This is a genomic window from Chitinophaga sp. (assembly GCF_019236475.1).
Lineage (GTDB): Bacteria > Bacteroidota > Bacteroidia > Chitinophagales > Chitinophagaceae > Chitinophaga.
This window is the reverse complement of sequence record NZ_JAFAIX010000012.1, coordinates 424,120-450,707: the sequence shown is the minus strand read 5'-3', so window position 1 is coordinate 450,707 and position 26,588 is coordinate 424,120. Positions and strand designations below refer to the sequence as shown.

General features: G+C 44.0%; 22 protein-coding genes. 14 read left to right on the top strand and 8 right to left on the bottom strand.

Annotated features, from left to right (window positions below; all coding sequences use genetic code 11):
* Nucleotides 1-12 precede the first annotated feature (12 nt).
* The 4 genes from JO154_RS18005 (at nucleotide 13) to JO154_RS17990 (ending at nucleotide 5,245) form a co-directional block, all read left to right on the top strand.
* On the top strand, nucleotides 13-954 hold the full coding sequence (locus JO154_RS18005; RefSeq protein WP_291948057.1) for an outer membrane beta-barrel protein: 942 nt from the start codon (nucleotides 13-15) through the stop codon (nucleotides 952-954).
* Between the two features lie 28 nt (nucleotides 955-982).
* Complete coding sequence (locus tag JO154_RS18000; protein ID WP_291948055.1) at nucleotides 983-1,333, top strand: hypothetical protein; 351 nt, start codon at nucleotides 983-985, stop codon at nucleotides 1,331-1,333.
* 157 nt (nucleotides 1,334-1,490) lie between these two features.
* Entirely contained in the window at nucleotides 1,491-4,433 is a 2,943-nt protein-coding gene (locus JO154_RS17995) for a pitrilysin family protein (RefSeq protein WP_291948054.1), read from the top strand.
* 245 nt (nucleotides 4,434-4,678) lie between these two features.
* Nucleotides 4,679-5,245, top strand: a complete 567-nt coding sequence (locus tag JO154_RS17990) for a L,D-transpeptidase (protein ID WP_291948053.1) — start codon at nucleotides 4,679-4,681, stop codon at nucleotides 5,243-5,245.
* Between the two features lie 189 nt (nucleotides 5,246-5,434).
* On the opposite strand, the gene JO154_RS17985 is transcribed toward JO154_RS17990, so the two are convergent.
* From JO154_RS17985 to JO154_RS17975, 3 genes are all read right to left on the bottom strand, one after another.
* The gene (locus JO154_RS17985; RefSeq protein WP_291948051.1) at nucleotides 5,435-6,379 is read right to left on the bottom strand and encodes an alpha/beta fold hydrolase; all 945 of its coding nucleotides are present in this window, start codon (nucleotides 6,377-6,379) and stop codon (nucleotides 5,435-5,437) included.
* 79 nt (nucleotides 6,380-6,458) lie between these two features.
* Nucleotides 6,459-8,372: an acetate--CoA ligase gene (gene acs / locus JO154_RS17980; RefSeq protein WP_291948049.1), complete on the bottom strand. Its 1,914-nt coding sequence runs from the start codon at nucleotides 8,370-8,372 to the stop codon at nucleotides 6,459-6,461.
* A 195-nt stretch (nucleotides 8,373-8,567) separates the two neighbouring features.
* Entirely contained in the window at nucleotides 8,568-8,885 is a 318-nt protein-coding gene (locus JO154_RS17975) for a hypothetical protein (protein WP_291948048.1), read from the bottom strand.
* A gap of 447 nt (nucleotides 8,886-9,332) precedes the next feature.
* On the opposite strand from JO154_RS17975, the gene JO154_RS17970 reads away from it, so the two are divergent.
* Together JO154_RS17970 and JO154_RS17965 are read left to right on the top strand one after the other, a co-directional pair.
* A complete protein-coding gene (locus tag JO154_RS17970; RefSeq protein ID WP_291948046.1) occupies nucleotides 9,333-9,941 on the top strand; it encodes a helix-turn-helix transcriptional regulator in 609 nt (202 codons plus the stop codon).
* Between the two features lie 252 nt (nucleotides 9,942-10,193).
* A complete protein-coding gene (locus JO154_RS17965) occupies nucleotides 10,194-10,637 on the top strand; it encodes a hypothetical protein (RefSeq protein WP_291948044.1) in 444 nt (147 codons plus the stop codon).
* A 74-nt stretch (nucleotides 10,638-10,711) separates the two neighbouring features.
* Here the strand turns inward: JO154_RS17965 and JO154_RS17960 are convergent, their stop codons facing one another.
* Nucleotides 10,712-11,251 (bottom strand): 5'(3')-deoxyribonucleotidase, encoded by a 540-nt coding sequence (locus JO154_RS17960; protein WP_291948042.1) that lies wholly within the window; start codon nucleotides 11,249-11,251, stop codon nucleotides 10,712-10,714.
* A gap of 83 nt (nucleotides 11,252-11,334) precedes the next feature.
* Here JO154_RS17960 and JO154_RS17955 point away from each other — a divergent pair, with 83 nt between their 5' ends.
* The 8 genes from JO154_RS17955 to JO154_RS17920 all read left to right on the top strand — a co-directional run bounded on the left by JO154_RS17955 (nucleotide 11,335) and on the right by JO154_RS17920 (nucleotide 22,500).
* Nucleotides 11,335-12,081 (top strand): DeoR/GlpR family DNA-binding transcription regulator, encoded by a 747-nt coding sequence (locus tag JO154_RS17955; RefSeq protein WP_291948039.1) that lies wholly within the window; start codon nucleotides 11,335-11,337, stop codon nucleotides 12,079-12,081.
* A gap of 39 nt (nucleotides 12,082-12,120) precedes the next feature.
* Nucleotides 12,121-13,248: an MFS transporter gene (locus tag JO154_RS17950; protein WP_291948037.1), complete on the top strand. Its 1,128-nt coding sequence runs from the start codon at nucleotides 12,121-12,123 to the stop codon at nucleotides 13,246-13,248.
* Between the two features lie 333 nt (nucleotides 13,249-13,581).
* Nucleotides 13,582-16,398, top strand: coding sequence for a carbamoyl-phosphate synthase large subunit (gene carB, locus JO154_RS17945; RefSeq protein WP_291948035.1), 2,817 nt, complete (start codon nucleotides 13,582-13,584; stop codon nucleotides 16,396-16,398).
* Nucleotides 16,399-16,681: 283 nt separating this feature from the next.
* Nucleotides 16,682-16,918, top strand: coding sequence for a hypothetical protein (locus JO154_RS17940; protein WP_291948033.1), 237 nt, complete (start codon nucleotides 16,682-16,684; stop codon nucleotides 16,916-16,918).
* Between the two features lie 323 nt (nucleotides 16,919-17,241).
* Nucleotides 17,242-19,158: a ComEC/Rec2 family competence protein gene (locus tag JO154_RS17935; protein ID WP_291948031.1), complete on the top strand. Its 1,917-nt coding sequence runs from the start codon at nucleotides 17,242-17,244 to the stop codon at nucleotides 19,156-19,158.
* Nucleotides 19,159-19,170: 12 nt separating this feature from the next.
* On the top strand, nucleotides 19,171-20,685 hold the full coding sequence (purH, locus tag JO154_RS17930; protein WP_291948029.1) for a bifunctional phosphoribosylaminoimidazolecarboxamide formyltransferase/IMP cyclohydrolase: 1,515 nt from the start codon (nucleotides 19,171-19,173) through the stop codon (nucleotides 20,683-20,685).
* 164 nt (nucleotides 20,686-20,849) lie between these two features.
* Nucleotides 20,850-21,404, top strand: coding sequence for a sigma-70 family RNA polymerase sigma factor (locus JO154_RS17925; RefSeq protein ID WP_291948027.1), 555 nt, complete (start codon nucleotides 20,850-20,852; stop codon nucleotides 21,402-21,404).
* Nucleotides 21,394-22,500: an energy transducer TonB gene (locus tag JO154_RS17920; RefSeq protein WP_291948026.1), complete on the top strand. Its 1,107-nt coding sequence runs from the start codon at nucleotides 21,394-21,396 to the stop codon at nucleotides 22,498-22,500. The genes JO154_RS17925 and JO154_RS17920 overlap by 11 nt, the downstream gene beginning before the upstream one ends.
* On the opposite strand, the gene JO154_RS17915 is transcribed toward JO154_RS17920, so the two are convergent.
* The 4 genes from JO154_RS17915 to gldE all read right to left on the bottom strand — a co-directional run bounded on the left by JO154_RS17915 (nucleotide 22,501) and on the right by gldE (nucleotide 26,561).
* The gene (locus JO154_RS17915; RefSeq protein ID WP_291948024.1) at nucleotides 22,501-23,877 is read right to left on the bottom strand and encodes a LutB/LldF family L-lactate oxidation iron-sulfur protein; all 1,377 of its coding nucleotides are present in this window, start codon (nucleotides 23,875-23,877) and stop codon (nucleotides 22,501-22,503) included.
* A 67-nt stretch (nucleotides 23,878-23,944) separates the two neighbouring features.
* Nucleotides 23,945-24,514 carry a DUF3109 family protein gene (locus JO154_RS17910; RefSeq protein WP_291948022.1) on the bottom strand — a complete coding sequence of 190 codons (570 nt, stop codon included), beginning with the start codon at nucleotides 24,512-24,514 and terminating at the stop codon, nucleotides 23,945-23,947.
* 79 nt (nucleotides 24,515-24,593) lie between these two features.
* Nucleotides 24,594-25,193: a gliding motility lipoprotein GldD gene (gene gldD / locus JO154_RS17905; RefSeq protein ID WP_291948020.1), complete on the bottom strand. Its 600-nt coding sequence runs from the start codon at nucleotides 25,191-25,193 to the stop codon at nucleotides 24,594-24,596.
* 24 nt (nucleotides 25,194-25,217) lie between these two features.
* Entirely contained in the window at nucleotides 25,218-26,561 is a 1,344-nt protein-coding gene (gldE, locus tag JO154_RS17900) for a gliding motility-associated protein GldE (RefSeq protein ID WP_291948019.1), read from the bottom strand.
* Between the last annotated feature and the right edge of the window lie 27 nt (nucleotides 26,562-26,588).

The following is a 26,588-nucleotide window of genomic DNA, read 5'->3' as shown; positions in this document are numbered from 1 at the left end:
TTGAAATAGCATATGAAGCATAAAGTTTTACTCTCTCTGTTGATGTTGATCTTGTGGTCTGGACTAACTCATGCGCAGAAGGCTGTTGATACCTATAAGAACCCTACCACAGCCGCTGATACCATCCAAATCAAAGGGCTGATCATCATAAAGGCTAAGAACGACAAAGGCCGTAACAGTTATAAATTTTATAACGATACCGCCTATACCCGTAATAAACTCAAAAAAAATCTACAGACCAGATTCTTCGTCTTCGACTTAGGTTTTAATAACTATATCGACAGAAGTGACTATTCCGGCGCTACTTACGTCAACTATTTTGATTTTCCTAGTCAAAATACGCTGCAGACCGCCAATCGGTCGTATAGTTATGGTGCGGTTGGGCTGGCTACCTTGGCTCCCCGATCACCCGGAGAACCTTTAACTCCATCTGAATTTAAACTTATCACCGGAAAATCGATCAATGTAAACATATGGTTGATTGAACAGCGACTTAATATAACAAAACACAAACTGAACTTGTTATATGCCTTAGGTTTGGAAATGAATAATTACAGATATGCCCGTAGTATTACCTACAAACCAGGCTATCCTACCACTATCGTGCGGGATACTGTAAATTTTTCCAAGAACAAACTATTTGCTGAATATGTTACCGTACCGGTAATGTTAAACTTCAACTCAAATCCTGCTCGCCCAAGCCGTGCTTTCCAAGCTAGCTTTGGTGTAACTGGAGGTTATCTCCTTAAGAGCAGAACAAAACAAATAAGTGAGGAAAGAGGCAAAGTCAGAAAAACCGATGATTTTAATCTAAACAAATGGCGTTTCGGTCTGGCTAGTGAGCTGGGCTATGGTCCTGTGAAACTCTACGCCAATTTTGCACTCACCGCACTTCACGATTATGGGTTGCAACAGTATCCCTTCTCAATCGGTTTAAGATTGAATGGGTTCTGATTTATTGACTAGATGCTAAATTGAAATTATGCGTTCATTCGTTGCCCTGATGGCATGCATAGCCTGCATTGCCTGGGTACATTCCTGTGAAAAGAGATTGTTAAGCATTCATATCGGAATACAGCCTCAATCACTGTCTAATCTTACCGTGGATGCTGGTACCGCAGATCAACTTCCAGTTGTTGCTGCGGATGATCATGCTATAACTGCCCAAGAGCCTTTTCAAACTCAGCCTAAAAAACTGGCAGCCAATTTAAAACTTAACACTAAACCTACCTTCATCAAAAAAGCCGTAAATATCTCCACCGCAGATTCCTCTTTCTTTAATGCAATGGTTATCAAGCAATTAAGCCATAATGGAGCTATTTTGACTCCCTGAGTGAGATCGCAGGATAATTTTATCTTTTACCTTTCGGATAACAACAATCGGTTGTAAAGGCCTTTCTATTGCCGTTTGAAAATTTGTTCCCCCTTTTACAGGTTATTTTTGGACTTCCGGTTATATTTGGGAGCTATTTCTTAAAACCAATCATGTTATGAGAGTTCTTAAACAGGGAATCCTGCTAATGATACTCGCCTGCTCCCTGCTGCCTGCAGGTGCCCAGAGCAAGTATGAATGGAAGGAGGCCAGTTCCGGTGGTTACAACTACAAATACGTAACCAACGACCCCATGAAGGCCCGCTTCTACACTTTGAAAAATGGTCTGACAGTTATCCTCAGCGTTAACAAAAAAGAACCACGCATCCAAACCCTGATAGGTACCAGGGCTGGAAGTAACAATGATCCAAAAGATCATACCGGTCTTGCCCACTATTTGGAACATCTCCTGTTCAAGGGCACGCAGGTATATGGTACGCTCGACTGGGCAAAAGAAAAACCATATATCGATCAAATCGAATCTCTGTACGATAAGTATAACAAAACTACGGGCACGGATGCACGTAAGGCTGTTTATCATGCAATCGACAGCGTTTCAGGTGTTGCCGCCAAATATGCAATCGCAAATGAGTACGATAAACTCATGACCGCTATGGGCGCACAAGGTACAAACGCCCACACCTGGGTGGAAGAAACTATCTACGAAGAAGATATTCCTTCCAATGCTACCGATAAATACCTGACCGTTCAGGCTGAACGCTTCAGAGATCCAGTATTCCGCCTTTTCCATACTGAACTGGAAGCAGTTTACGAGGAAAAAAACCGCGGTCTGGACAACGACGGCCGTAAAGTGTACGAAACCATGCTCGGCGCGTTGTTCCCTACACATAACTATGGTCAACAGTCTACCATCGGTACCGTTGAACACCTGAAAAATCCAAACCTGAAAGCTATTCGCCAGTTCTACAATGAGTACTATGTGCCAAACAATATGGCGATAGTAATGGCGGGTGACTTCGATCCAGATTATGTTATCAAATCCATCGATCAGAAATTTGGATATATGCAGGCTAAACCGGTAAAAGAATACAAACCTGCTCCGGAAAAAGCAATCGCTGCTCCTATTGAGAAAACGGTAATGGGCCCTGACGCAGAAAGCGTGCAAATCGCTTTCAGAATGCCAGGCGCATTGGATACTAAATCTATGGTTGTTCTCAATGTGCTCAGTAGCATCCTGCAAAATGGTAAAGCCGGCCTGATAGACCTGAACCTGAATAAACAACAAAAAATGTTGTCTGCAGGTGCTGGCGCGATGGCGTTGAAAGACTATTCCATTTTCCAAATGCAGGGTAAAGCTAAACCTGGACAATCCCTGGAAGATGTTAAAGGTTTGCTCCTCGGTCAATTGGATATCCTGAAAAAAGGTGAATTCGATGAATCCCTGGTGAAGGCAATCGTTAATAATGCGAAATTGGAGGAATTACAAGGCCTGGAAAGCAATAACAATCGTGCTACCAGTCTGATGGACGGTTTCATCAAGAGCCGCGGCAAAAACTGGGCTTATGATGTGTCTTCTGTTGATGACATGAGTAAAGTTACCAAACAACAGATTGTTGACTACGCCAACAAATACTTTGGTAACAACTATGTGATCGTTTACAAAAGAAAAGGAGAAGATAAAAATATCGAGAAAGTAGAAAAACCTGCTATCACTCCAATTGAAGTAAACAGAGAAGCACAGTCACCTTTCCTGGCTAAAATCGCCGCTATGCCTGCTACACCGGTACAACCACAGTGGCTGGACTTCAACCGCGATATCCAAAAAGGTAAAGTGGGCAACGCAGATCTGCTGTATGTACAGAATAAAGACAATGGTCTTTTCCGCCTGTACTACCGCTTTGATGTCGGTTCTTGGAATAACAAGAAACTGGGACTCGCTGCTCAGTATCTACAGTTCCTGAATACAGATAAGTATACTGCTGAACAGATCAGTAAAGAATTCTACAATATTGCTTGTAGCTTCAATATAGGAGCTGGTACTGAGAATACTACCGTTACTATCACCGGTCTGCAAGAAAACTTCGATAAAGCAGTAGCGCTTTTCGAACACATCATTGCAAATTGTAAGCCTAACGAACAGGCACTGGCTGCGCTGAAAAGCCGTCTGAATAAAGCAAGAACAGACAGCAAACTGAATAAAGGACAAATCCTGAAAGGTTTACAGAACTACGCTATTTATGGCGCTAAAAATCCATTCAATTATCAGTTGTCACAGTCTGAACTGGATGGACTTACTGCCAATGAGCTGACGGATCTGCTGCATAGCCTGATGAAATTCCAGCATACTGTTATCTATTGGGGTCCTCAGGCGCTGAGCGCAGCTCAAGCTGATATCACCAAAGTACATCCAGTATCTGCTACTTTCGCAGCAGCTCCTGCAGCCATCAACTTCACCAAAGTTTCTCAGGACAATAACAAAGTATTGTTTGCTGATTATGACATGGTGCAGTCTGAAGTAAACTGGATCAGAAACGGTGGAGATTATGATGCTGGTAAGACAGCCATCACTTCCTTGTTCAATGGTTACTTCGGTGGTGGTATGGGATCTATTGTATTCCAGACTATCCGCGAATCCAAAGCGCTGGCTTACTCTACTTATGCATTCTACTCTTCTCCTGCAAAACAACACGATCGCTACACTGCGGTAGCATACGTTGGTTGCCAGGCGGATAAAATGCATGAAGCAGTAAACGGTATGAACGATCTGTTGAATGATATTCCTCGCTCCGATAAACTGCTGACTGCTGCTAAACAAAGCATGAAACAGGATCTGGAAACAGAGCGTATCACCAACGATGGTATCATCTTCAAATTCCTGGAGGCTAAAAAACTCGGTCTGAGCACTGATATCCGCAAAGATGTATATGAGTCTATCGACAAAATGGGCTTCGATGATGTGAAGAAATTCCATAACGAAAACCTGGCGAACAAACCATATACCTACTGCGTATTGGCTTCTCCAAACAAAGTGAATGTAGAAGATCTGAAGAAAATAGGTGATGTGAAAAAACTCACCCTGGAGGAACTTTTCGGTTACTAGTAACTGTTATCACATTTGCATAAAACAGGCCCAGAAGCTATAATGCTTCTGGGCCTGTTTCTTTTTTTAGTTGATGCCTAAAAGATATTAATGATGCGGCAAACGATGATTACTGTGCATATAAAACGATGTCGTTAATCATCTTTTTTCAACAGAAATCATTCTAGCTTCGTAAAACGAGCAGAAGGATTCATATACAATAATTTGCATGCATTAATCGTTAAGAGTCTTTATCGAATACCCCTATGGAAAAGTGCCGTCTTTACTGGATTGCAACCCTGTTGTCAATATTCGCGCTGACAGGGTTTGTGAATAATAATGATTTGTATAATGTGCGAATTACTACTGCAAATATTAATGCAGATAAAGTTTTTTTGCTGATCGACAAGAGCGATTATCGCATGTATGTCTATGAGGATGTAACGTTGCGTAAAATCTACAAAGTGGTGTTTGGAAGCCGCGATCAAGGCGATAAACGAAAGGAAGGAGATCGCCTAACACCTGAAGGAACCTTTCATATTCAAAGCAAAAGAATAGATAAACTGTGGAGTAGATTCCTCTTATTGGATTATCCCAATGAAGCCAGTATGGAGAAATTTCGGGAAATGCAGGAAAATGGATTAGTTAGTACAGCGGCTACACCTGGCGGTGGTATTGGTATTCACGGGGTGGAGGCTGGTTCTGGCATTACAGATACTTATGTAGATAGTCGTATCAACTGGACTTTGGGTTGTATCAGTATGAAAGATAAAGATGTCAACGAATTGTACGAATTTATTAAAGTAGGTACACCCGTGGTCATCCGAAAATAATCCGGAAAGATTTTTGTAAGATTTTAGGTAGTGATTTCGGACGGCAGGCGAATGCTGTAACTTTATCACAGCTCCTCGGATCGCATGTAATGATGTTTCCTTTAAAGTGGGGAACATCATGAATCCACATATATCAGGCGGGTATGATCCTGTGAAGGGGCGCGCTCCACTCGGATGGTGCGCGCTTTTTTATTGGTGCGTCAGAAAAGCCAACACCTCTTTTTTCCAAATTTCCGGCGCCTTTCTGCAAAAGGATTCATGACCGGCATTTTCCACCACACATAGTTTCTTTTTACTGGTACCAAGATGTTGATAAACGGTATTCGTTTCTGATTCCATTACCCGGATATCCTCGCGGCCCCAGAAGTAAAGGACAGGCATATGTACACTGGCTGCGAAGTCGGCCGGATTCATTTTAAATCCCCAGAATCCTTGTTCTGTTCCTCCCCAGAATGTAAGCAGTTGGGATAGAGGAGTTGTAGGGAGATGAACAGCTCTCATGCGACTATTAACTGCATCCATCAACGTAGCATAGGGGGATTCAATAATGATTTGCTTTGGGTTCAACTGATAATAGTCGATGGCATGCAGAATAGCAGCAGCGCCCATACTAACACCCCACAGGATCACGGGTTTGGCTGATTGTTGCTGAACAAAGTCCACCGCCATTTTTACCTCTTCCATTTCATAATACCCTATACTACAGGCATTGCCTCCACTAAGGCCATGGGCACGGAAATCCACCAATAGCGTATTGTAACCCAGACTACGAAAATAAGCGGCCTCCGGCAGCGGTCCCTGTTTGCTGCCATTATACCCATGAAACAGAATAACAGTACCCACTGACTTAGCTACCGGTATCCACCAACTATTGATATTGGTACCATTGACAGTAGTGCGATTAATGGTGGTATAAACCGTATCTGGAAAGTGCCGAACGACAGACTTAGATATCCTAACCCCTAGGAATATCATTCCCAGTTTTTCACTGGCATTCATCTGTTCAGGCTTCTTATTGACATGTTGGGGATCATCGTAGAAGTGGGTAAACTTCCAGGCATGAAATGCTGCAATAAGGTTTAAAAGCAGTACGAGGAATAATAGAACGTATCCAAGACGTTTAAGTAGTTTCATAAAAAGAAAACGCCGCAAGAGCGGCGTAAAAATAAGGGAAAATATAGTGGCTGCCGTAAAAAGCAGCCACTTGAAAATATTATAATCTTCCTTTTTTAATGTCCTCTACTACAGATGGATCCAGCAGTGTGGAGGTATCGCCCAGATTGTCCAAATCGTTTTCAGCAATCTTTCGCAGGATACGGCGCATGATTTTTCCAGAACGCGTTTTCGGCAATCCGTCTACAAACTGAATTTTATCCGGTTTGGCAATAGGACCGATGATACGGGCTACTGTTTGCGCAATATCTTTTTTAGTCAGTTCTGCATCATGACTTAAATGTTCCAGGGTTACGTATGCGTAGATACCCTGACCTTTAATATCGTGTGGATAGCCGACTACAGCGCTTTCAACCACACCAGCGTGCATATTGATAGCGTTTTCCACTTCCGCAGTGCCGATACGGTGACCGCTGACATTCAGTACATCATCCACACGGCCAGTGATGCGATAGTAGCCTTCTTCATCGCGAAGACAACCATCACCAGTGAAGTAGAGGTTCTCGTAAGTAGAGAAGTAAGTATTACGGAATCTTTCATGATCGCCATAAGTAGTACGCAGCATACCTGGCCATGGGTGTTTTATACAGAGGTTTCCGTTGACACCATTGCCTTGGATCTCTTTACCCGCTTCATCTACCAGGATAGGTTGCACGCCTGGCATTGGGAGTGTAGCGTATCCAGGTTTCTCTTTGGTAATGCCGGCAATAGGGGTAATCATAATACCACCTGTTTCGGTTTGCCACCAAGTATCTACAATTGGGCATCTGCCTTTACCGATATTATCCTTAAACCAATGCCATGCTTCCTCATTGATAGGCTCGCCCACACTTCCCAGTTTACGTAGAGAACTGAGGTCTTTGTGATTAACTGGGCCGAGACCATATCCCATCAAGCTACGAATAGCAGTAGGAGCAGTGTAGAGGATATTCACGCGGAATTTGTCTACAATTTCCCACAGACGACCAGCATCCGGATAAGTTGGAACCCCTTCAAACATCAAGGTAGTAGCGCCGGCAGAGAGTGGACCGTAGATAATATAGCTGTGACCAGTGATCCAGCCTACATCTGCGGTACAGAAGTATACTTCACCTGGCTGATACTGGAATGTATTTACGAAAGTATAGTTGGCATAAACCATATAACCACCGCAAGTATGTACCACCCCTTTAGGTTTGCCGGTGGAGCCGGAAGTATAAAGGATGAAGAGCATATCTTCTGCGTCCATTTCTTCCGCTGGGCAAGGAGGGTTACCCATGGTTTCTACCGCTTTGATTTCATCTTCCCACCAAACGTCTCTTCCTTTCAACATGCTGACAGGAGTGCGAGTGCGGGTGGCAACGATTACTTTTTTAACGGTAGGGCAAGTCATCAGGGCATCATCGATTACTGATTTCAGCGGGATGTCCTTATTACCACGGAATGCGCCATCGCAGGTGATCACCAGGCTGCAGCTAGCATCTTTGATCCTGTCGGAGATGGATTGAGCAGAGAAACCACCAAACACCACTGAGTGGATTGCACCGATGCGGGCGCAGGCCAGTACAGCGATAGCCAGTTCAGGAATCATACCCATATAGATACATATGCGGTCGCCTTTTTTAACACCGTTGTTCTTGAGGACATTGGCAAACTGACATACTTTAGTATATAATTCGCGATAAGTAAGAATTCTGTGACGTTCTTCTGGATCATTGGGTTCCCAAATAATGGCTGGACGGTTGCCAAGTGTTCCCAGATGACGATCGAGACAGTTCTCTGTGATATTCAGTTTACCACCCTGAAACCATTTAATATCCGGATCAGAGAAGTTCCATTCTAACACTTTGTCCCACTTGCGGCGCCAAAGAAAATGGTCCGCAATATTTGCCCAGAAGCCTTCCGGGTCCATAACGCTTTGCTTGTAAGCTTGCTCGTATTCTTCAATGTTCTTGATCTGGTATGGGTACGACATAGCACCGTATTGTTAATTTTTTAAATAGAAGCATTTCCTAACGGGCTTTAAATTTAAGGAAAAGGAATCGTTTAGTAGAGAAAATCTAAAAAAAGACTTGAAATTTCAATTATTATTCAAAAGGAAAACCCTGCTTCACATAAATGTAAAGCAGGGTATTTTGCCTTGGAAAACGCTGCCCAAACTGGAGATCTTTCAGTGTTTATGCGAATAGCGTTGAAAATGCTGTCCTGTTTCAGCAAAAAGCTCCATCAGTACAGCAATGATCTTCTCTTTCTCCGCATTGCTAAGGGCTGGAATAATTTTTCCCTCTTCCTCGTTACTTACTTTGTCTCTCAGTCGCATTTTCCTGTAGAATGTTGGAATACTCCAGTTACATTCTTCACAGATCCGCTCTCTGAATCTGATAGGTAGATTAGTCAACCGCGTATGAATGTCAGATAATACATTCGGTTTCCTTTTCATCCCTTTTCCAGATACCGATCCACTGGTTGATTTAATTAAGGCTAACATGGTGCAGAAATATTTTTTTAATTAAGCAATGGAATGGCATCAGGGTGTAAGCAAATATATTGTCATTTTATTTAAATGTCATCATTCTAGATTATATTTATTTAAAATGAATTTATCGTATGTAATGCAGTGTGGTATTGTGTTTGGTGAAATGTTTATATTTTTTGCACAAACTTTTTTTCTCAGAATTGAGTAATTTATTTTGATCGCTTTTATGCTGATTTTTAAAATGATAATGAGGGTATTAAAACGGGGTTAAAAAGAAGTAGTTTTTCTTTCGTTTATTCATTGACGTTATATTGAAATTCAGTGCAGATCCGAAGTCTTTGATAAGGCAAATTTCACCGTTCGATAATTAAATTATCACGATGATCCAGTTTTTTGCTAAATTATACGGCGATTATTACCGGCGCCAGCCGAAAATGGACAGTATAAACAAAAAATTGAATGATGCAGACAGGCCTAATACACATGGGGCAACGACTGAAACTTATCCTCAAACAGCGAAAGATAAAAGTGATCGATTTCGCTAAGAAAGCCGGATTCACTAATCAGATTGCTCATTATCACCTCCGAAAGAGCGATATGAAAAGAGCGAACCTGGAAAGATTCTGTACAATTATCGGTATAACCCCCGATGAATTCATGCGCTGGAATGGCGCGCAATTGATTGCACAGGATAAAAATCTCCACCACGGACAACGACTGTTGGATATCATCGCGGAAAAAGGATTGAATAGAAGTCGCCTCGCAGAAAGAATGGATATGAGCCGCCGTACTATGTACAATCTCTTCGAAAAATCTACCTTCTCTCCCAGTGAACTGGAACGCGCTGCCAGAGCCGTAGATATGAGCCTGGAAGCATTCCTGAACCCTGGCACTGTTGCGGAAGCCCGCCTTAGCGACTCAGAAGAGATGATGACGCAAAGAGAGAAATACTATAAACTGTTGGAAGATCATAATGAACTCCTCCGCATGTACAGCGATCTCAAAGACGAAGTTATCCAGCTCAGAAGAGAATTGCAGGAAATTAAGAAACCCACCAGGCTCCGTTAACCCCGGTAGTTCCTCCTCCCTGATGATTTAACCCACTGCACACAGATTACTTCGCGTCTCCCAATATCATTATCCATCCGAACTAAAACAACTAAAATGATAACGGTATTATCAAAATGATACTGTGAATTTGTGTGATCAAAATGATAATGTTGTAAACGGTTTCGTTTCTTTATTTCTTGATTTGTCAGTGTAAAAAGATATATTTGTGTAATTGTGTAAGACCCCGTACCCCTTAAAAATTAATACGCAATGCACGATCAATATAATTTTCATCACGGTGTTCGACTAGGACGTATACTAAGGCAGAAGAAAATATCAGTTATTCGTTTTGCAGCAATGACAGGTATAGTACGGCAATGGGTATACGATAATCTGGAACAATCGGATATCAAAAAGAAACGGCTCGTTGAGCTACTGGCCGCATTCCCGATGACACTGCAAGAATTCTATTGCTGGAACTCCATACAGCATGATAATTCCTCCCATCAAGGAGAAATGTTATTAACCTATATGGCTAATAATCATCTAAAAGTGAGGAAAGTGGCGAAACAATTGGGTATCAAGTTGAGTGAATTGTATAAATGGGGAGAACTACGGGTACTTTCAAAAGAACAGCTCCTGGCCCTACAGACTTCCATCCAGTTCGCTCCAGAACATTTTATTAGCCGAGAGACTAATAATTCCAATAATTAACTGGAAGGAAGCCTACCTGCATACATGGGGATTTCAAACCAGTGGCATAACAACACCATGCGAATTCATTCGATTTACTGCACCGCTGCTGGTGTCAGTTGAAAATATTCCGCTACTTCTTTCCAGTTGTTCACACGTTTGTAATCTGTCAAGTAAATATTGTGTGGCGCTGTGAATAAAAGCCTTTCTCCATTGAAATAACGCAGATTTTTATCGTGGTCATCAATCATATAATCCGCATCCACAATGGTTTTGGAACCACATAAAACAATGTTCTTCCAACTGATGTAAGGAAAATACTCCTCCAGCCAATCAATTTTCTCCTTTAATGATAATGGAAACTCCGTAGCAGCAGATACAATAAACACTTCATGTTTTTCCATCAATGCTTTAATCACTTCCTGACTATCGGGCATTACCGGCAAATTCCTGAAAAATCCCGCTTCCCGGATAAATCCATGCGTTTCCCCTTCTATCGGAAAACCACCACCATCCGGATGCCCGTTTAAAGATTCCATCGAAACCCTTACGCCATGCCTCTGTTCGTACAAATGGATCATGTGACTGGTCAAATCCGCCATCACATTATCCATATCAATTGCAATTCTTGCCATATTTTGCTATTTCTTGCAAACTTATGCAAAATTCCGCACATTATTGCAAGATATTTCATAATATTGCATAAAATAGCAAGATCATGCTGAAAGAGGAAAGACTTGATTACATATTGAAGAAGCTGCAGGCGGACAATAAAGTCCTTCAAACAGAGCTGAGTAACGATTTACAGGTTTCGGAAGACACGGTTCGTCGGGATCTGGAAGCTTTGGCGCAGAGTGGACAGTTGATCAAAGTGAGGGGAGGAGCTATTCCCCATTCTCCTAATCCCTATTCATTTAAGGAAAGAATCGTTTATCATGAGAACGATAAGAAGCATATGGCGGCCAAAGCGCTATCTCTCATTCACGATGGGCAAACGATCATTTTAGATGGAGGTACATCTACCTTAACACTCGCTAAAATGCTGCCTCCGAACCTAAAAGTGACGGTGATTACTAATAGTGTTCCTATTCTCTCACAGTTGGTAGAACATCCGTCTATTGATCTTATTTTTACTGGAGGCCGTATTGGGAAAGATTCCCAGACAGCAGGCGGTATGGACACCATCAAAATGCTGCAACGTGTAAAAGCCGATCTCTGTTTCCTTGGGATCTGTTCATTACACCCGGTAGCCGGTGTAACAGGCCTGGATCTCGGCGAAGCCGATGTGAAAACAGTCATGATGGAGTCTGCCTATAAAAATGTTGCACTTGCTACCAGTGATAAAATGGGAACAGCAGAACCTTATAAAGTATGTGATATCACTGGCATAGATATCATCATTACCGATAAACCGGAATTACCTTCCCTCCAACCTTATATCGACTTGGGTATCCAGGTATTATAATTTTCCCTGCACATGATTCAAGATTTGTCAATAGACCTAATGAATAAACGAACGATCCGCATTGCTGTAAGCGCTTTGTTCTTCCTAACCGGCCTTTGTTTCAGCAGTTGGACCTCCAGGATAGCCGATATACAGCTAGCGATGCATCTTAACAATGCAGGATTAGGAACAGTGCTGCTGGCACTTCCTATAGGCTCGCTCATCTCACTGCCAACAGCAGGGGTGCTGGTGTCCAAATATGGGAGCAGACAAGTAGCGGTGAATGCGGGTATTGTCTATGCAGCTTTATTGCCTGTGTTAGGCTTGGCACAGGAGCCATGGCAGTTGATGCTGGTACTCGTATTATTTGGGTTTAGTGGTAATCTGGGAAATATTGCCATTAATACACAGGCTGTGGCCGTTGAATCCATGTATGGCAGATCCATCATGGCCTCCTTTCATGGCCTCTGGAGTACTGCCGGTGCTACTGGCATTGGCATTGGCTGGATAATGGTGGCTTTAAATATTCCCCCTGTTTATCACTTCCTCATTATAGCTTTCCTAGGCTGGATGATCCTTGCTTTCTCCGCTTCTCGCATCTTACAGCAAGATGCAGGCGTGCAGGAAAATCAACCGTTGTTTTCCAAACCAGACAGATTTCTATTGATACTCGGTATTATCGCATTTTGCTCTATGATCTGCGAAGGAACTATGTTTGAATGGAGCATTATCTATTTCAGAAGGGTGTTGAAGATAGATCCGTCTTTTGCGGTAGCGAGTTCCTTTGCATTCATGACCACCATGGCCACTGGTCGCTTTATAGCGGATAGCATGCGCATCCGATTTGGCGCAAAAAAGATGCTGATCATGAGTGGCATACTGACTGCTTCCGGACTGATGATCGCAGTAATATTCCCCTATTTCTTTACCGCCATATTCGGCTTTATGCTCGTTGGGTTAGGTGTTTGTGCGGTCGTCCCATTGGTTTATAGTGCAGCCGGCACAACGAAGCTGATGACGCCAGGAATGGCACTGGCAACGGTTTCTACCATTGGCTATTTGGGGTTCCTCTGCGGTCCGCCACTGATTGGATATGTAGCGCAATTAAGTAGTCTTTCTGTTTCCTTTACGATGATTGCAGTAATGGGGGCGCTGATTGCGGTGATGTCTAGCAGAATTAAGTTATAGGATTTTTAAATTCGATAGATTTTATCAATGAGGGTGCTGGCAATAGTCAAGCTGTTGTGGTACTGCTGTCATGAACAGATTTGCTCTTCGCAAGAGGGGATAAGTATTTGGTGGTTATGGCATCCTGATAATCTACCACTTTGATCGCACTTCAATCAATAAAATAATTGTCTAATATAATAGTTATTTCCACTGCAATTTGATAGCAGTCAGAAAATTTTTTAAAATTTTATTGTGCAATAATCTGTATTCTCCGTAGCTTTGCACGATTTTTTTGTTCCCATCGTTGGCAGAAGAATCAATTTGGTTTTTCATTTTCAATAGATTACACAAATGCCAAAAGACTCATCTATCAAATCTGTTCTCATTATCGGTTCTGGTCCTATTATTATTGGTCAGGCTTGCGAATTTGACTATTCCGGATCACAAGCAGCACGCTCGCTGCGTGAAGAAGGAATTAAAGTGATTTTGATTAATTCCAACCCCGCGACCATCATGACAGATCCAATGATGGCCGATAAGGTGTATTTGCTGCCACTGACCGTGGAAAGCATTGAGCAGATCCTGGAAGAAAACCAGATAGATGCCGTGTTACCTACAATGGGTGGGCAGACTGCGCTGAATCTTTGTAAAGAAGTGGATGAACTGGGGATCTGGGAGAAAAACAATGTACGCCTGATTGGTGTGGACATCAAAGCCATCGACAAAGCGGAAGACCGTGAACAGTTCCGTCAGTGGATGATTCAGTTGGGTGTTCCTGTAGCTCCTGCCAGAACAGCGAACTCTTTCCTGGAAGGTAAAGAATTTGCACAGGAGATTGGGTTCCCGCTGGTAATCCGTCCTTCCTTTACGCTGGGTGGAACCGGTGGTGGTTTCGTACACAGTAAAGAAGATCTGGATGAAGCCCTGGACCGTGGTCTGAAAGCTTCTCCAATCCACGAAGTACTGGTGGAAAAAGCGGTACTTGGTTGGAAAGAGTATGAACTGGAACTGCTGCGCGACAAAAACAACAACGTTGTTATCATCTGTACAGTAGAAAACCTGGACCCAATGGGTATCCACACAGGTGATTCCATTACTGTGGCGCCTGCCATGACCCTGAGCGATACCGCTTTCCAGGACATGCGTAACAAAGCCATGATGATGATGCGTGACCTCGGTAATTTTGCTGGTGGTTGTAACGTTCAGTTCTCTCTGAATCCAGAGAATGAAGAACTGATCGCCATCGAAATCAATCCACGTGTAAGCCGTTCATCTGCACTCGCATCGAAAGCTACCGGTTATCCGATCGCTAAAATCGCTGCGAAACTCGCAATCGGTTATACCCTGGATGAACTGGAAAACCAGATTACCAAAACTACCTCCGCATTCTTCGAACCAGCGCTGGACTACGTGATCGTGAAAATGCCACGTTGGAATTTCGACAAATTTAAAGGAGCTGACGACACCCTCGGTCTGCAGATGAAATCAGTAGGTGAGGTAATGTCTATCGGCCGTACTTTCCCAGAAGCCTTGCAGAAGGCTTGCCAGAGCTTGGAGAACGATGCCCTCGGTCTCGGTTACTATGGCAAATCCATGCTGAAAGGGGAACAACTCCTGGAAAAACTGAAACGCCCAACCTGGGATCGTATATTCCGTATCAAGGATGCGCTCATGGAAGGTGTTTCTGTTAAACATATACATCAGCAAACTTATATCGACCGTTGGTTCCTTCACCAGATCAACGATATCGTAAGCCTGGAAAAACAACTCATGGAACATGACCTGGAAAGCGTTCCAGTGGATATGCTCCGCGATGCGAAGAAAATGGGCTTCTCCGATAAACAGTTGTCTATCCTCTTCGGTAACTGCGAGGAAGAAGAAGTATATGCAAAACGTAAAGACAACGGTATCACCCGTACCTACAAAATGGTAGATACTTGTGCTGCTGAATTTGAAGCGAAAACTCCTTACTTCTATTCTACTTTCGATACCGAAAATGAAAGTAAGGTTACTGATAAAAAGAAGATCATCGTACTGGGCTCCGGTCCTAACAGAATCGGCCAGGGTATTGAATTCGACTACTGCTGTACACACGGTCTGCAGGCTATCCAGGATTGCGGTTATGAAGCAATCATGGTAAACTGTAACCCTGAAACAGTATCTACCGACTTCGACATGGCAGATAAACTGTACTTCGAACCAGTATTCTGGGAGCATCTCTGGGAAATCATCGAGCTGGAAAAACCTGAAGGGGTGATTGTTCAGTTGGGTGGTCAAACAGCGCTGAAACTGGCTAAACGCCTGGAAGAAAAAGGTATTAAGATCATCGGTACTTCCTTCGACAACATGGATATCGCTGAAGATCGTGGCCGTTTCTCCGACATGCTGAAAGATCTGAATATCCCTTATCCTAAGTATGGTACTGCTTACAATACAGATGAAGCAATTGAGGTTGCGAAAGAGGTAGGATACCCTGTACTGGTGCGTCCTTCTTATGTATTGGGTGGTCAGCGCATGCGTATCGTGATCAACGAGGAAGAACTGGAAGAGTCTGTACTCAGCCTGTTAAGACACCTCCCAGGTAATAAGATCCTGATCGACCACTTCCTGGATCGTTGCCAGGAGGCTGAAATCGACGGTATCTTCGATGGCGAGGAATTCCATGTAATGGGTGTGATGGAACACATTGAACCAGCAGGTATCCACAGTGGCGATAGCCATGCGTTGCTGCCAGCGTTCAACCTCACTCCAATTGAGGTGACTACCATGGAATACTATGCTGAGAAAATCGCTCGCGCACTGAATATCCGTGGTCTGATCAACATCCAGTTCGCCATTAAAAACGGACAGGTATATGTGATCGAAGCCAACCCACGTGCATCTCGTACCACTCCGTTCATCGCGAAAGCATACCAGGTTCCTTACCTGAACATTGCTACCAAAGTGATGATTGGCGCTAACAAACTGGCTGACTTCACGATTGAGAAAAAACTCACCGGATTTGCCATTAAGGAGCCTGTATTCTCCTTCAACAAATTCCCAGGTGTGAACAAAGAACTCGGTCCTGAAATGAAATCCACAGGGGAAGCAATCCGCTTCATCAAAGACCTGCGTGATCCTTACTTCAGACAGTTGTACAAAGAAAAGAGCATGTACCTGAGTAAATAAAAGCACTCAAAAGCTTTAATGATACAGAAAAGCCTCCGTTACAACGGAGGCTTTTTTATTGCTGTAAATCAGCGCTCACCTTAAGTCTGTCTGGTTTTCTAAGTCTAGCACCACAACAGAACCTAATCCATTCCGGCTCATCTATACGCCTTTTGCATAGTACTAAATCAAAACGTAAGCAATAGCGCTTCGTCCAAAGTAGCGCCTATGGCGTAGCACCACAACAAAACCTAATCCATTCCAGCTCATCTATACGCCGCCTTTTGCATAACACTAAATCAAAATGAAAGTAATACTGCTTCGCCCAAAATGCTGCCTGTGGCCTTATTCCACAACAAAAAGCAATGAAAATCAGCAGCGTATAGTTGGCCGCCAATGGCGGCCAACTATACTAAAAGAAAAGCGAAAGTCGCGATCACCGCAGGTGATCGCGACTTTCGCCACTATATCAAAAGCTAAAATTTACTGCAAAAAAATAGAGCCTGATAAAAATCAGGCTCCTTCTTTTCCCTCAAAATAACCATTAAAGACACGACTATTGAATCTTGATACGATACAAATAGCGTGACCGGTAATGCAGTTTACAAATAATATTATATTTAAAGAAGATGTTAACTAATCAATAACAGATGAGTAAATTATTAATATTAAATATATTGATCTGTAATAATTTATAAAAACTTTAATCTGGGACAATTTATGCGGTATTTCCGCAGTTGACCGAAAATTTCCTAGTAACCATATATTCATATGTCCCGTTAAAAACAGTCAATTTATTAACATCGGGTAAAGGAATTACATACTTCGGAGTACTAACTTTAATACATAAAGTGTTAACCCGTCATGTTATTTGAATCTTCTTTATCAAGTTTGGATACCAAGGGCCGGATGCCATTTGTGCGCCTGATAATCCCACTGATCGCCGGAATTATTGCCCAATTTTATCTTGATTTCTCCGTATATACGTTCTGGTTATTACCGCTGATAGCCTTGTTGAGCCTAGGTTACCGGTGGTTGCCTCCTGTTCGAAAGTATGCTTGGCGACATTGGCTCCATGTATTGGTGCATGTACAACTGTTTTTCGTAGGGGCTATACTGTTATACTGCCATGATGAGCGATATCATCCGTTGTTTTACCAAGGGAGTTATGTTTCGGGAGATGCGATCCTGCTTAGGCTAGAAGGGCCACCAGTAGAGAAGAACCGGAGCATCTGTATGACGGCTACCATACAGGGACTGAGCCATCAGGGCCAGTGGAAGCCCGCTAGGGGGAAGTTACTGGTATATGTAGAAAGGCAGTTGAAAGACAGTTTGCGATGGGGAGACGACATACTGGTCAAGGCCACGCCGTCGCCTATACGTAATGGGCCGGGTGGTTTTGATTACCGGCAGTACTGTGCCATGCAGGGCATCTATGGGCAACTGTTTTTGCGTCGGGGAGACAGCCAGCTCTTTCAGCGGAATGGCCCCTCCTGGCTGGAATACGGGTTGTATAAAGGCCTGCATTGCTGTACCGAAGAGTTTCAGCAATATATCGGCGATCCTGAAGCGGGCATGGCCTCCGCCTTGCTGGTAGGGTTCCGCCAAGGCCTGGATAAGGAAATCGTCCAGGATTATAGTAATACGGGCATTATACATGTCATTGCGATTTCCGGTATGCACCTGGCCTTATTATATAGCAGCCTTCTATTATTACTGTCCTGGTTGCCCGCCAGGAGAGGGGCCAACTGGATAAAGGCTGCTGTGGTGCTGTTTTTCCTCTGGAGCTTTACACTATTGACGGGAGCGAGTGCCTCCGTGCTTCGTGCAGCCGTTATGTTTAGTGGCACTACCATCGGACGTTTTATCCTGGCAAGACAAAGCAATATCTTTAATACACTGGCCGCTTCTGCATTCCTACTGTTGTGTTATAACCCTTACCTGGTGATGGATGTGGGGTTTCAGTTGTCGTACCTCGCGGTATTGAGTATCCTGCTATTTTACCAGGCTATTTACACCGGTATCAAATGCCCGAACAAATGGTTGGATCACCTTTGGCAGATGGTGGCACTGACTCTTGCCGCTCAGATATTGACAACGCCCATATGCCTGTACCTCTTCCACCAGTTTCCCACCTGGTTTCTTCCTGCTAATCTGCTGGCAGTGCCGCTTTCTACGGTGGTCATCTATCTTTCCATATTGTTATTGGCGGTATCGTGGTCTTCTTGGGCGGCTCATTACATCGGAATGCTGGTAAAATGGTTGATAATAGCCATGGATGCCAGTGTACGCTTCATTGGGCTCTGGCCAGGTGCCCTCATTCGGGGGATTACTTGCAGTATCCCAGCTACGCTGCTGTTATATGCGGCCATTGCTTGCTGGGTGTTATATCAGCAACAATTCAGATCGGCCCGAGAATGGGCTATTTTCTGCTGCTGTGGGGCTGTGGTGGCAGGAATACTGGCTGTCTCCCTAAAACCACCACCGGAAGAATATCGATACAAAAACTATATCCTGCACCAGGGAAAGAAGATAGTAGTGATAGATTCCGCTTTGGGAACGGGTATTCCGGCCAAAAAATTCCAGGCAGATTATATTTTACTGACGAGAAATCCACATACGGATATCCGGCGGATACTGGATTTCTACCGATTTGACACCCTCATAATAGGGGCTGGAAATTCCCCCCGGCGGATTGAGCAGTGGAAAAGTGAATGTGACGTCTTAACTTTGCGCTTCATTTCGGTTCCGGACCAGGGAGCCTATGTTATTAATTTCTAATGTTTTCCATTCATGCAAAAGCAAATTAAATCAGCTCTGATCTCCGTTTTCTATAAAGATAACCTGGAGAACATTGTCAAAAAATTGGGTGAACAAGGTGTAACTATTTATTCTACAGGTGGTACCCAGAAATTCATTGAAGACCAGGGCGTAAAATGTGTGGCCGTAGAAGACCTCACTGCTTATCCTTCCATCCTGGGTGGTCGCGTTAAAACACTGCACCCTAAAGTGTTTGGCGGTATCCTCGCTCGTCGGGAAAATCCACAGGACCTGGAACAGCTGAAACAGTATGAAATTCCTGAAATCGACCTTGTAATCGTTGATCTGTATCCTTTCGAAGAAACAGTGAAAAACACCAGCGAAGAACAGGCTATCATTGAAAAAATTGACATAGGTGGCGTATCCCTCATCCGCGCTGCTGGTAAGAATTTTAAAGATGTGGTAATCGTTGCCAGCAAAGACCAATACGCTGATCTGGAAAACGTACTGACTGCAAACAACGGGGCTACTACTATAGAAGATCGCAGAAAATTCGCTGCTAAAGCGTTTGAAGTATGCGCTCACTACGATGTAGCTATCTCCCAATATTTCCTCAACAACGAACCAGGCGACTACTTCCAGGTATCTGTAAAAGAAGGTCAGGTTAACCGTTATGGTGAAAACCCTCACCAGCGTGGTGTTTTCTATGGCGATCTGAACGAAGTGTTCAATAAACTCCATGGAAAAGAGCTGTCTTTCAACAACCTGGTAGACGTAGATGCTGCATGTCAGTTGATCCAGGAGTTTACTGAAACTACTTTCGCTGTCATTAAACATACCAATGTTTGTGGTATCGCTTCCCGTCCAACCCTTTCTGCTGCTTGGGAAGCTGCACTGGCTGGCGATAAAGAAAGCGCATTCGGTGGCGTACTGGTTTGTAACAAAGCCGTAGACGCACAAACTGCTGCGTCTATCAACGAAATTTTCTTCGAAATACTGATTGCTCCTAGCTTTGATGCAGATGCACTGACTATCCTCCAGGGTAAGAAAAACCGCATCCTGCTGGAACAAAAACAACCAGTGAAGAGCAAATACGCTTACAAAAACGTATTAAACGGCGTTCTCCTGCAAGATGTTGACAACGGTAACTACAAAGAATGGAATGATGTAGGCGCCCGCCCAGCCAATGCTGCAGAAAAAGCAGATCTAGAATTCGCTAATATTGTCTGCAAACACCTGAAATCCAATGCTATCGCACTGGTAAAAGATAAACAACTGGTAGGTAAAGGTTGTGGCCAAACTTCCCGTATCGATGCACTCCGTCATGCGATTGAGAAATCTGCACAGTTCAACTTCGATCTGAAAGGTGCGGTAATGGCTTCTGATGCCTTCTTCCCATTCAATGATTGCGTAAGCATCGCTCACGAAGCAGGTATCACCGCTGTTATTCAGCCAGGTGGCTCCGTTCGTGATAACGATTCCATCGAGTTCACTAAAGCGAACAACATGGTGATGGTGATGACCGGTATGCGTCACTTCAGACACTAAGCTTTTGCATTATAAATTATAAAAAAGCATCCCGCCACTTGAGCGGGATGCTTTTTTTATACCTGGAGCCTTGGTTTACATCCAATTTTCATCTTATTAGAATTTAATACTATTATTGCCGACAGAACAGACCCAACTAGCAATTGTTTTTACATCAAAATATAATGAAAGACGCCACAGACGCAGATTTGATCGGAGAGTACAAGCGCTCCGGCAAACTCGAGGTCCTGGCTGCCCTTTACCAGCGTTACATGAACCTGGTATATGGTGTCTGCCTGAAATATTTTGATGAAGACTCGAGCAAAGATGCGGTGATGCAGATTTTTGAGGAGCTGATTAATAAGGTGCAACAGCATGAAATTCAGAACTTTAAGAGTTGGTTGCACGTGCTGACCCGGAATCATTGCCTGATGAAAATCCGTTCCATGAAAAATAAGGAATCCAAGCAGGTGTCTATTGATGATACCCAACTTATGGAAAATGGAAATTCTGGGCATCATGAGGGTGAAGTCACGCTGGAAGATAATCTCCAGGCAATGGAAAGGTGTATGGAAACCTTGCCAGAGGAGCAAAAGCGCAGCGTAGACCTGTTTTACCTTAAAGAAAAAAGCTATAGAGAGGTGAGCGCGCTGACCGGATATGATATGAATAAGGTGAAAAGCTATATTCAGAACGGAAAGCGCAATTTAAAACTTTGTATGGAGCAAAATGGCGGATAATAAATCACATAAGGATCAGCCAGTAAGCCAGGAGCTTATCCGTCAGTATCTCGCAGGAGAGCTGGACGATAAGGCCATGCATGCCCTGGAACGCCAGGCCCTGGCAGATCCATTCCTGGCCGAGGCCCTGCAAGGGTTCGAATCCGCCATGCCTGATCAGTCCGCCAATATGGACGACCTCCATACAAGATTGGCCACTCGTGTAGCCCCTGCAAAAGACAAAATAAGGCCATTGTATTACCGGATTGCTGCCGCGGCGGCTATCCTCTTATTATTATGTACAGGGGGCTGGTTCCTCCTGAAACAGCCTGTTGCGCATACAGATCATCCACAGGTAGCAGGAATACCTACCATCCCAGATAGTAGTGTTTCGGAAAAGGCAACTGCGGATCAAACGAACCCTCCTGCAGCTCCTATTTCGAAGGAACCCGAGAAACCTTTGATTGCAGCGGCATCTCCCGAAAAAACTAAAAAAGCAACAGCTAAAAAACAGGTGGTGGCTAGCGAAATAAGTGCTGATAAAGTAATGGATTCAGCAGAGCCAGTAACTGCTTTTGCTGCTCCTGTAGCTAAAGAAAATGTGCCTCCCCCTGCCGGATACTCCATTGCGAGCGCTCCAGCAAGTGAAGTAATGCAGAAAAAAGCTAAAGTAGTAGTAGCCGCGGATACTGTTGAGGCACAACACTTCGTTCAGGGGAATGTGGCAAGAGCGGAACTTGGTGCAAATGGAAGTGCGCTGAATGAAGTGGTGGTGGTTAGACGTGGCGCTATTAATAGCACTTCTGATGACGATGTAGATGTATCAGCAGATAATGCGGGTCCAGAGCCAGTTGCAGGATACCCTTCATTTATTAAATACCTGAATGATAAACGTATGGTAACAGATACCCTGATGGCGGGTAATGTAGTACGGGTGGCGTTTACAGTGCTCCCTTATGGTGGTCTGGATAGTTTCCGGATTGTTAAGGGCAAAAATATAGCCGCCAACGAGGCAGCTATAAATATCATTAAATCCGGACCAGCCTGGAAACCCGCCAAAAACGGTCAACCGCAAGAGGTGAAGGTGAGAATAGCCTTCCGGATGAAAAAGCAATAATTACTTATTTCTCTCTTTCCACATTTGATTAAATGACTTCGGCGCAAATACTGGTAAATCCCGGTTATCGCCCCAGCTTTTCGCAAAGAACCGGCGCAGCAGGATGTTTTTCCATTTGCCACTGGCCATGTTCATCATTTTGCGACTAAGGCAACCCTGTTTCCAGCCAAACCAAGCCAGTTTCTCAGAGCCGGAAGTAAAGTTCTCTTCTACCGCTTTTTGACGGTTATGGAGCAGTAATTCATGCAGATTAATACGCACTGGGCATACTTCTGTACAGTTGCCACAAAGGGAAGAAGCAAAGCTAAGGTGCATATATGTACCCATATCTTTCAGATGTGGGGTAATAACAGAACCAATAGGACCACTGTAAGTAGTGCCATAAGTATGGCCGCCGATGTTTTTGTAAACAGGGCAAGCATTCAGGCAGGAGCCGCAGCGGATGCAATACAGACTTTCCCTAGCCACTGTATCCTGGAGGATATTCGTACGGCCATTGTCCATCAGGATCACATACATCTCCTCCGGACCATCTATTTCATTTTCCTGACGGGGACCACTGAAAATACTATTATAAGCAGTTACCAACTGACCGGTTCCATAAGTGGCCAGCAGTGGCCAAAACAAGGCCAGATCAGTAATAGAAGGCAATACTTTCTCAATGCCTACCAATACAATATGTGTTTTGGGAAATGCAGTACTCAGACGGGCATTACCTTCATTCTCTGTAACACAGATGGAGCCTGTGTCTGCGATGATGAAGTTGGCGCCGGTGATGCCGATTTCCGCTTCGAGGTATTTCTGGCGGAGCTTTTCGCGCGCCACCATGGTGAGTTGTTCGGGCGTCAGTCCGGGATCAGTACCCAGTTTTTCCGCAAAGAGTCGGGCCACATCTTCCTTGCTTTTATGCATGGCTGGTGTAACGATGTGGTAAGGAGGTTCGCCGTCCAACTGTTGGATATATTCACCGAGATCAGTTTCTACGCATTCGATACCATTTGACTGAAGGAAGGAGTTGAGATGTACTTCCTCAGTGGCCATGGACTTGCTTTTTACGATGCTCTTGCAACTTTTGGCTTTACAGATAGCCAGGATTTCCTGTTGTACCTGTTCTGCTGTTTCCGCCCAGATCACTTTGGCCCCTCTTCTGGTGATATTCATTTCGAATTCTTCCAGGTGCTTGTCGAGGTGCTCAATCGCTCTCCATTTCACATTCTTGGCACGTTCGCGGGCACCCTGGAGATCAGTGAACTGCAGTTTGCCGGCTTTAACCGCCGTATTATATTTTCCTATGTTGAAGTTGATAGTCTGCCGGTGACCTAGATCAGACGCTTTTTTTTCGCTTTCCTCAAGAAAGGTGGATGCTGTTTCGTGCATAAGCAAATCCGATAAAATGCGTAATAAAGATAGTTTATACCGGAGGAATTACGAACTCATAATTTCCTCATTTGTATTGCTTCTGAGCAATTTTATCCAGCACTTCATAAAATTCCGTGCCGTATTTTCTGATGATAGCTTCTTTTAGAAAGCGGTACACAGGTACCTTTAGGGCTTTCCCGTTCTTGCAAGCGGGTTTGCAAATGTCCCAGCGGTCATAATTGACAGCTTCAAAGCTTTCATATTTCGTAATGCGGATGGGGTAGAGGTGGCAGGAAATGGGTTTCTTGTAGTCCACCACGCCATCTTTATATGCTTTTTCGATACCGCATCCTACTACGCCATGTTCGTCAATCGTTGCGTAGGCACAGATGCCGTTATTAACGATAGGCGTCACGTAACCGTGTTCCGGATCGGTAGTATTGGTGCCGGTTTTCTCGATTTCGCTGATACCTTCAGGGCGGAGATAAGATTTGATTTTAGGGTAAATCTTTTTCAGGATTTTGAGTTCCTCTTTATCGAGCGGCGCGCCACAATCGCCCGCTACGCAACATGCGCCTTTGCAGGCCGACAAATTGCATACGAACTTTTCTTCCACTAGCTCATCACTGATATACTTGTCGTCGATAATAATCATTGGGTATGGTCTGATGCTGGGTTACAGCGTGTTTTAGTTTACAGACCACAAAGTTACGGGAAAATGCGGGCTTTTTTTACTACCTCCAGCGTAAGGATTCTACCAGTTTGCGCATATCCTGTTCCAGGAATTTATTTACTGGTGCCAGGGAATCGGCGTTGGGGGTAGCATCGAAATAAAGGGCTCCACGAAGGAAATGTTTGGATGAGTCTGTTACAAAGAACTGACGTGCAGAAGCCGCATTGCCGCCTACAGCGTAAAATGTACCATACACGTTGTTGGGAGTGGCGATGGCATTTTCATCGATGTAGTCTGCCTTGTAGGTATGTTTATAGGTCATTTTAAAGGCATCGTCAATCAGTTTGCGCAGATTGTTTTGGCCTTGACCGATAATTTTATAACTGAGATAGATTTTCCCGTTGAGACTAGGGAAGTCGATATTGATCCAGTAAGGGTTTTCTGGTTTATCCCCAAAAAAGGAAGTATCCTTGATGATCTGGGCATATTCCGGATATTCGAAAGTATAAGGGTATCCCGGAGCGTCGAAGGTTTTGTATTTTCTTTCTGGGAAATTGATCTGGAAATAACCTCTTGGCTTCGGTGTATAGGCCTGGTCACAGGCGCTGAATACAACAGAAAGTATCAGGCATACGAACAGGAGATGTTTTCTTTTTGGCATTTCAGGATATACGTTTGAGAGGGCTTAAGCTTCTTCGGAAGCGTCTGGCCTTACAGTTACCTGTACTTTCTGGATGCGCATTTTATTCACCTCCAGTACAGTAAAATCATAGTTGCTGTAGCTTATAACGCTGTTTTCTTCAGGAAATTTTCCAGAGAGTTCCAGGATTAGTCCGCCCAGGGAATCGCTTTCACCTTTAACTGTTTCAAAGGTATCGGCGGAGATGTTCATAATGCGACAAACGTCGTTGAGCATGGTTTTGCCTTCAAACACATAGGTGAAGTTATCCACCTTGCTGTAGTTGAATTCTTCCTCATCGAATTCGTCTTTAATATCTCCGATAACTTCTTCCATGATATCTTCCAGGGTAACGATACCGGAGGTACCGCCAAATTCATCCACCACTACAGCGAAGTGCATTCTTCTGCTTTGGAATTCGTGCAGGAGGTCTTCGATGAGTTTATGGCCATGAACAAAGAAGGGTTGGCGCATTACTTCGTGCCAATCGAAGGTATTGTCTTTATCCAGGTGAGGCAGCAAGTCTTTGGTGTGGATGACGCCCACGATATTATCCAGGTTTCCTTTGTATACCGGAAGGCGGGAATAATGGAGGTCAGCCACGCGTTTCACCACCTCTGAAAATGGAAGGTCGTATTCGATGCCGTTTACATCGAGTCTCCCTCTCATAATCTGTTTAACGGTGATGTTACCAAATTTGAGAATTCCTTTCAGAATATTTTTTTCTTCTTGGGAGGCGGTAGGGTCCACGCTCATTTCGATGGCCTGATCGATTTCCTGGGAATTAACAGGACCGGCGCCACGGTGAAAGAGTTTAGCTTCGATGCTGCCGCTCATGGAAACGAAGAAATCGCTCACTGGTTCCAGGGTAGCATGTACGATGCTCACAAACCAAGCGAAATAGGTCGCAAAGCGGATATTGTTTTGTGCTGCCCATACGCGAGGGAGTATCTGGCCGCAGAATAGGAGTACTAGGCAGATAACAGATATGCGTACCACATAGGAAACGACCGGCAGTGTTTGCAGGTCTTCCATTTGTGTGATCAGGTAGTTGGTAGTGAGAATAAAGGCGATTCCTAGCACGATGCCTGCGATTTGCAGGGAGGCTAGTAAAGACCTGGGTTTTTCCAGCAATTTGGTAATGAGTTTGCCGGAGGCGTTCTGCCTGGTTTTAAGCACGTTGAGGTCCTTATAATTCAGGGAAAAGAATGCCACCTCTGCACCTGCAACGATAAAGGTGAGTACAAGTAATACAAAAATCACCAGCGAAAACACCACAACATTAGGTGCCGCAATAGCGCTGTTGGTTTGCAGGAGAGAGGATATGTTGCTAGCCGGAGTGATATCCAAGTTTTACAGCTTTGATGTAACAAATCG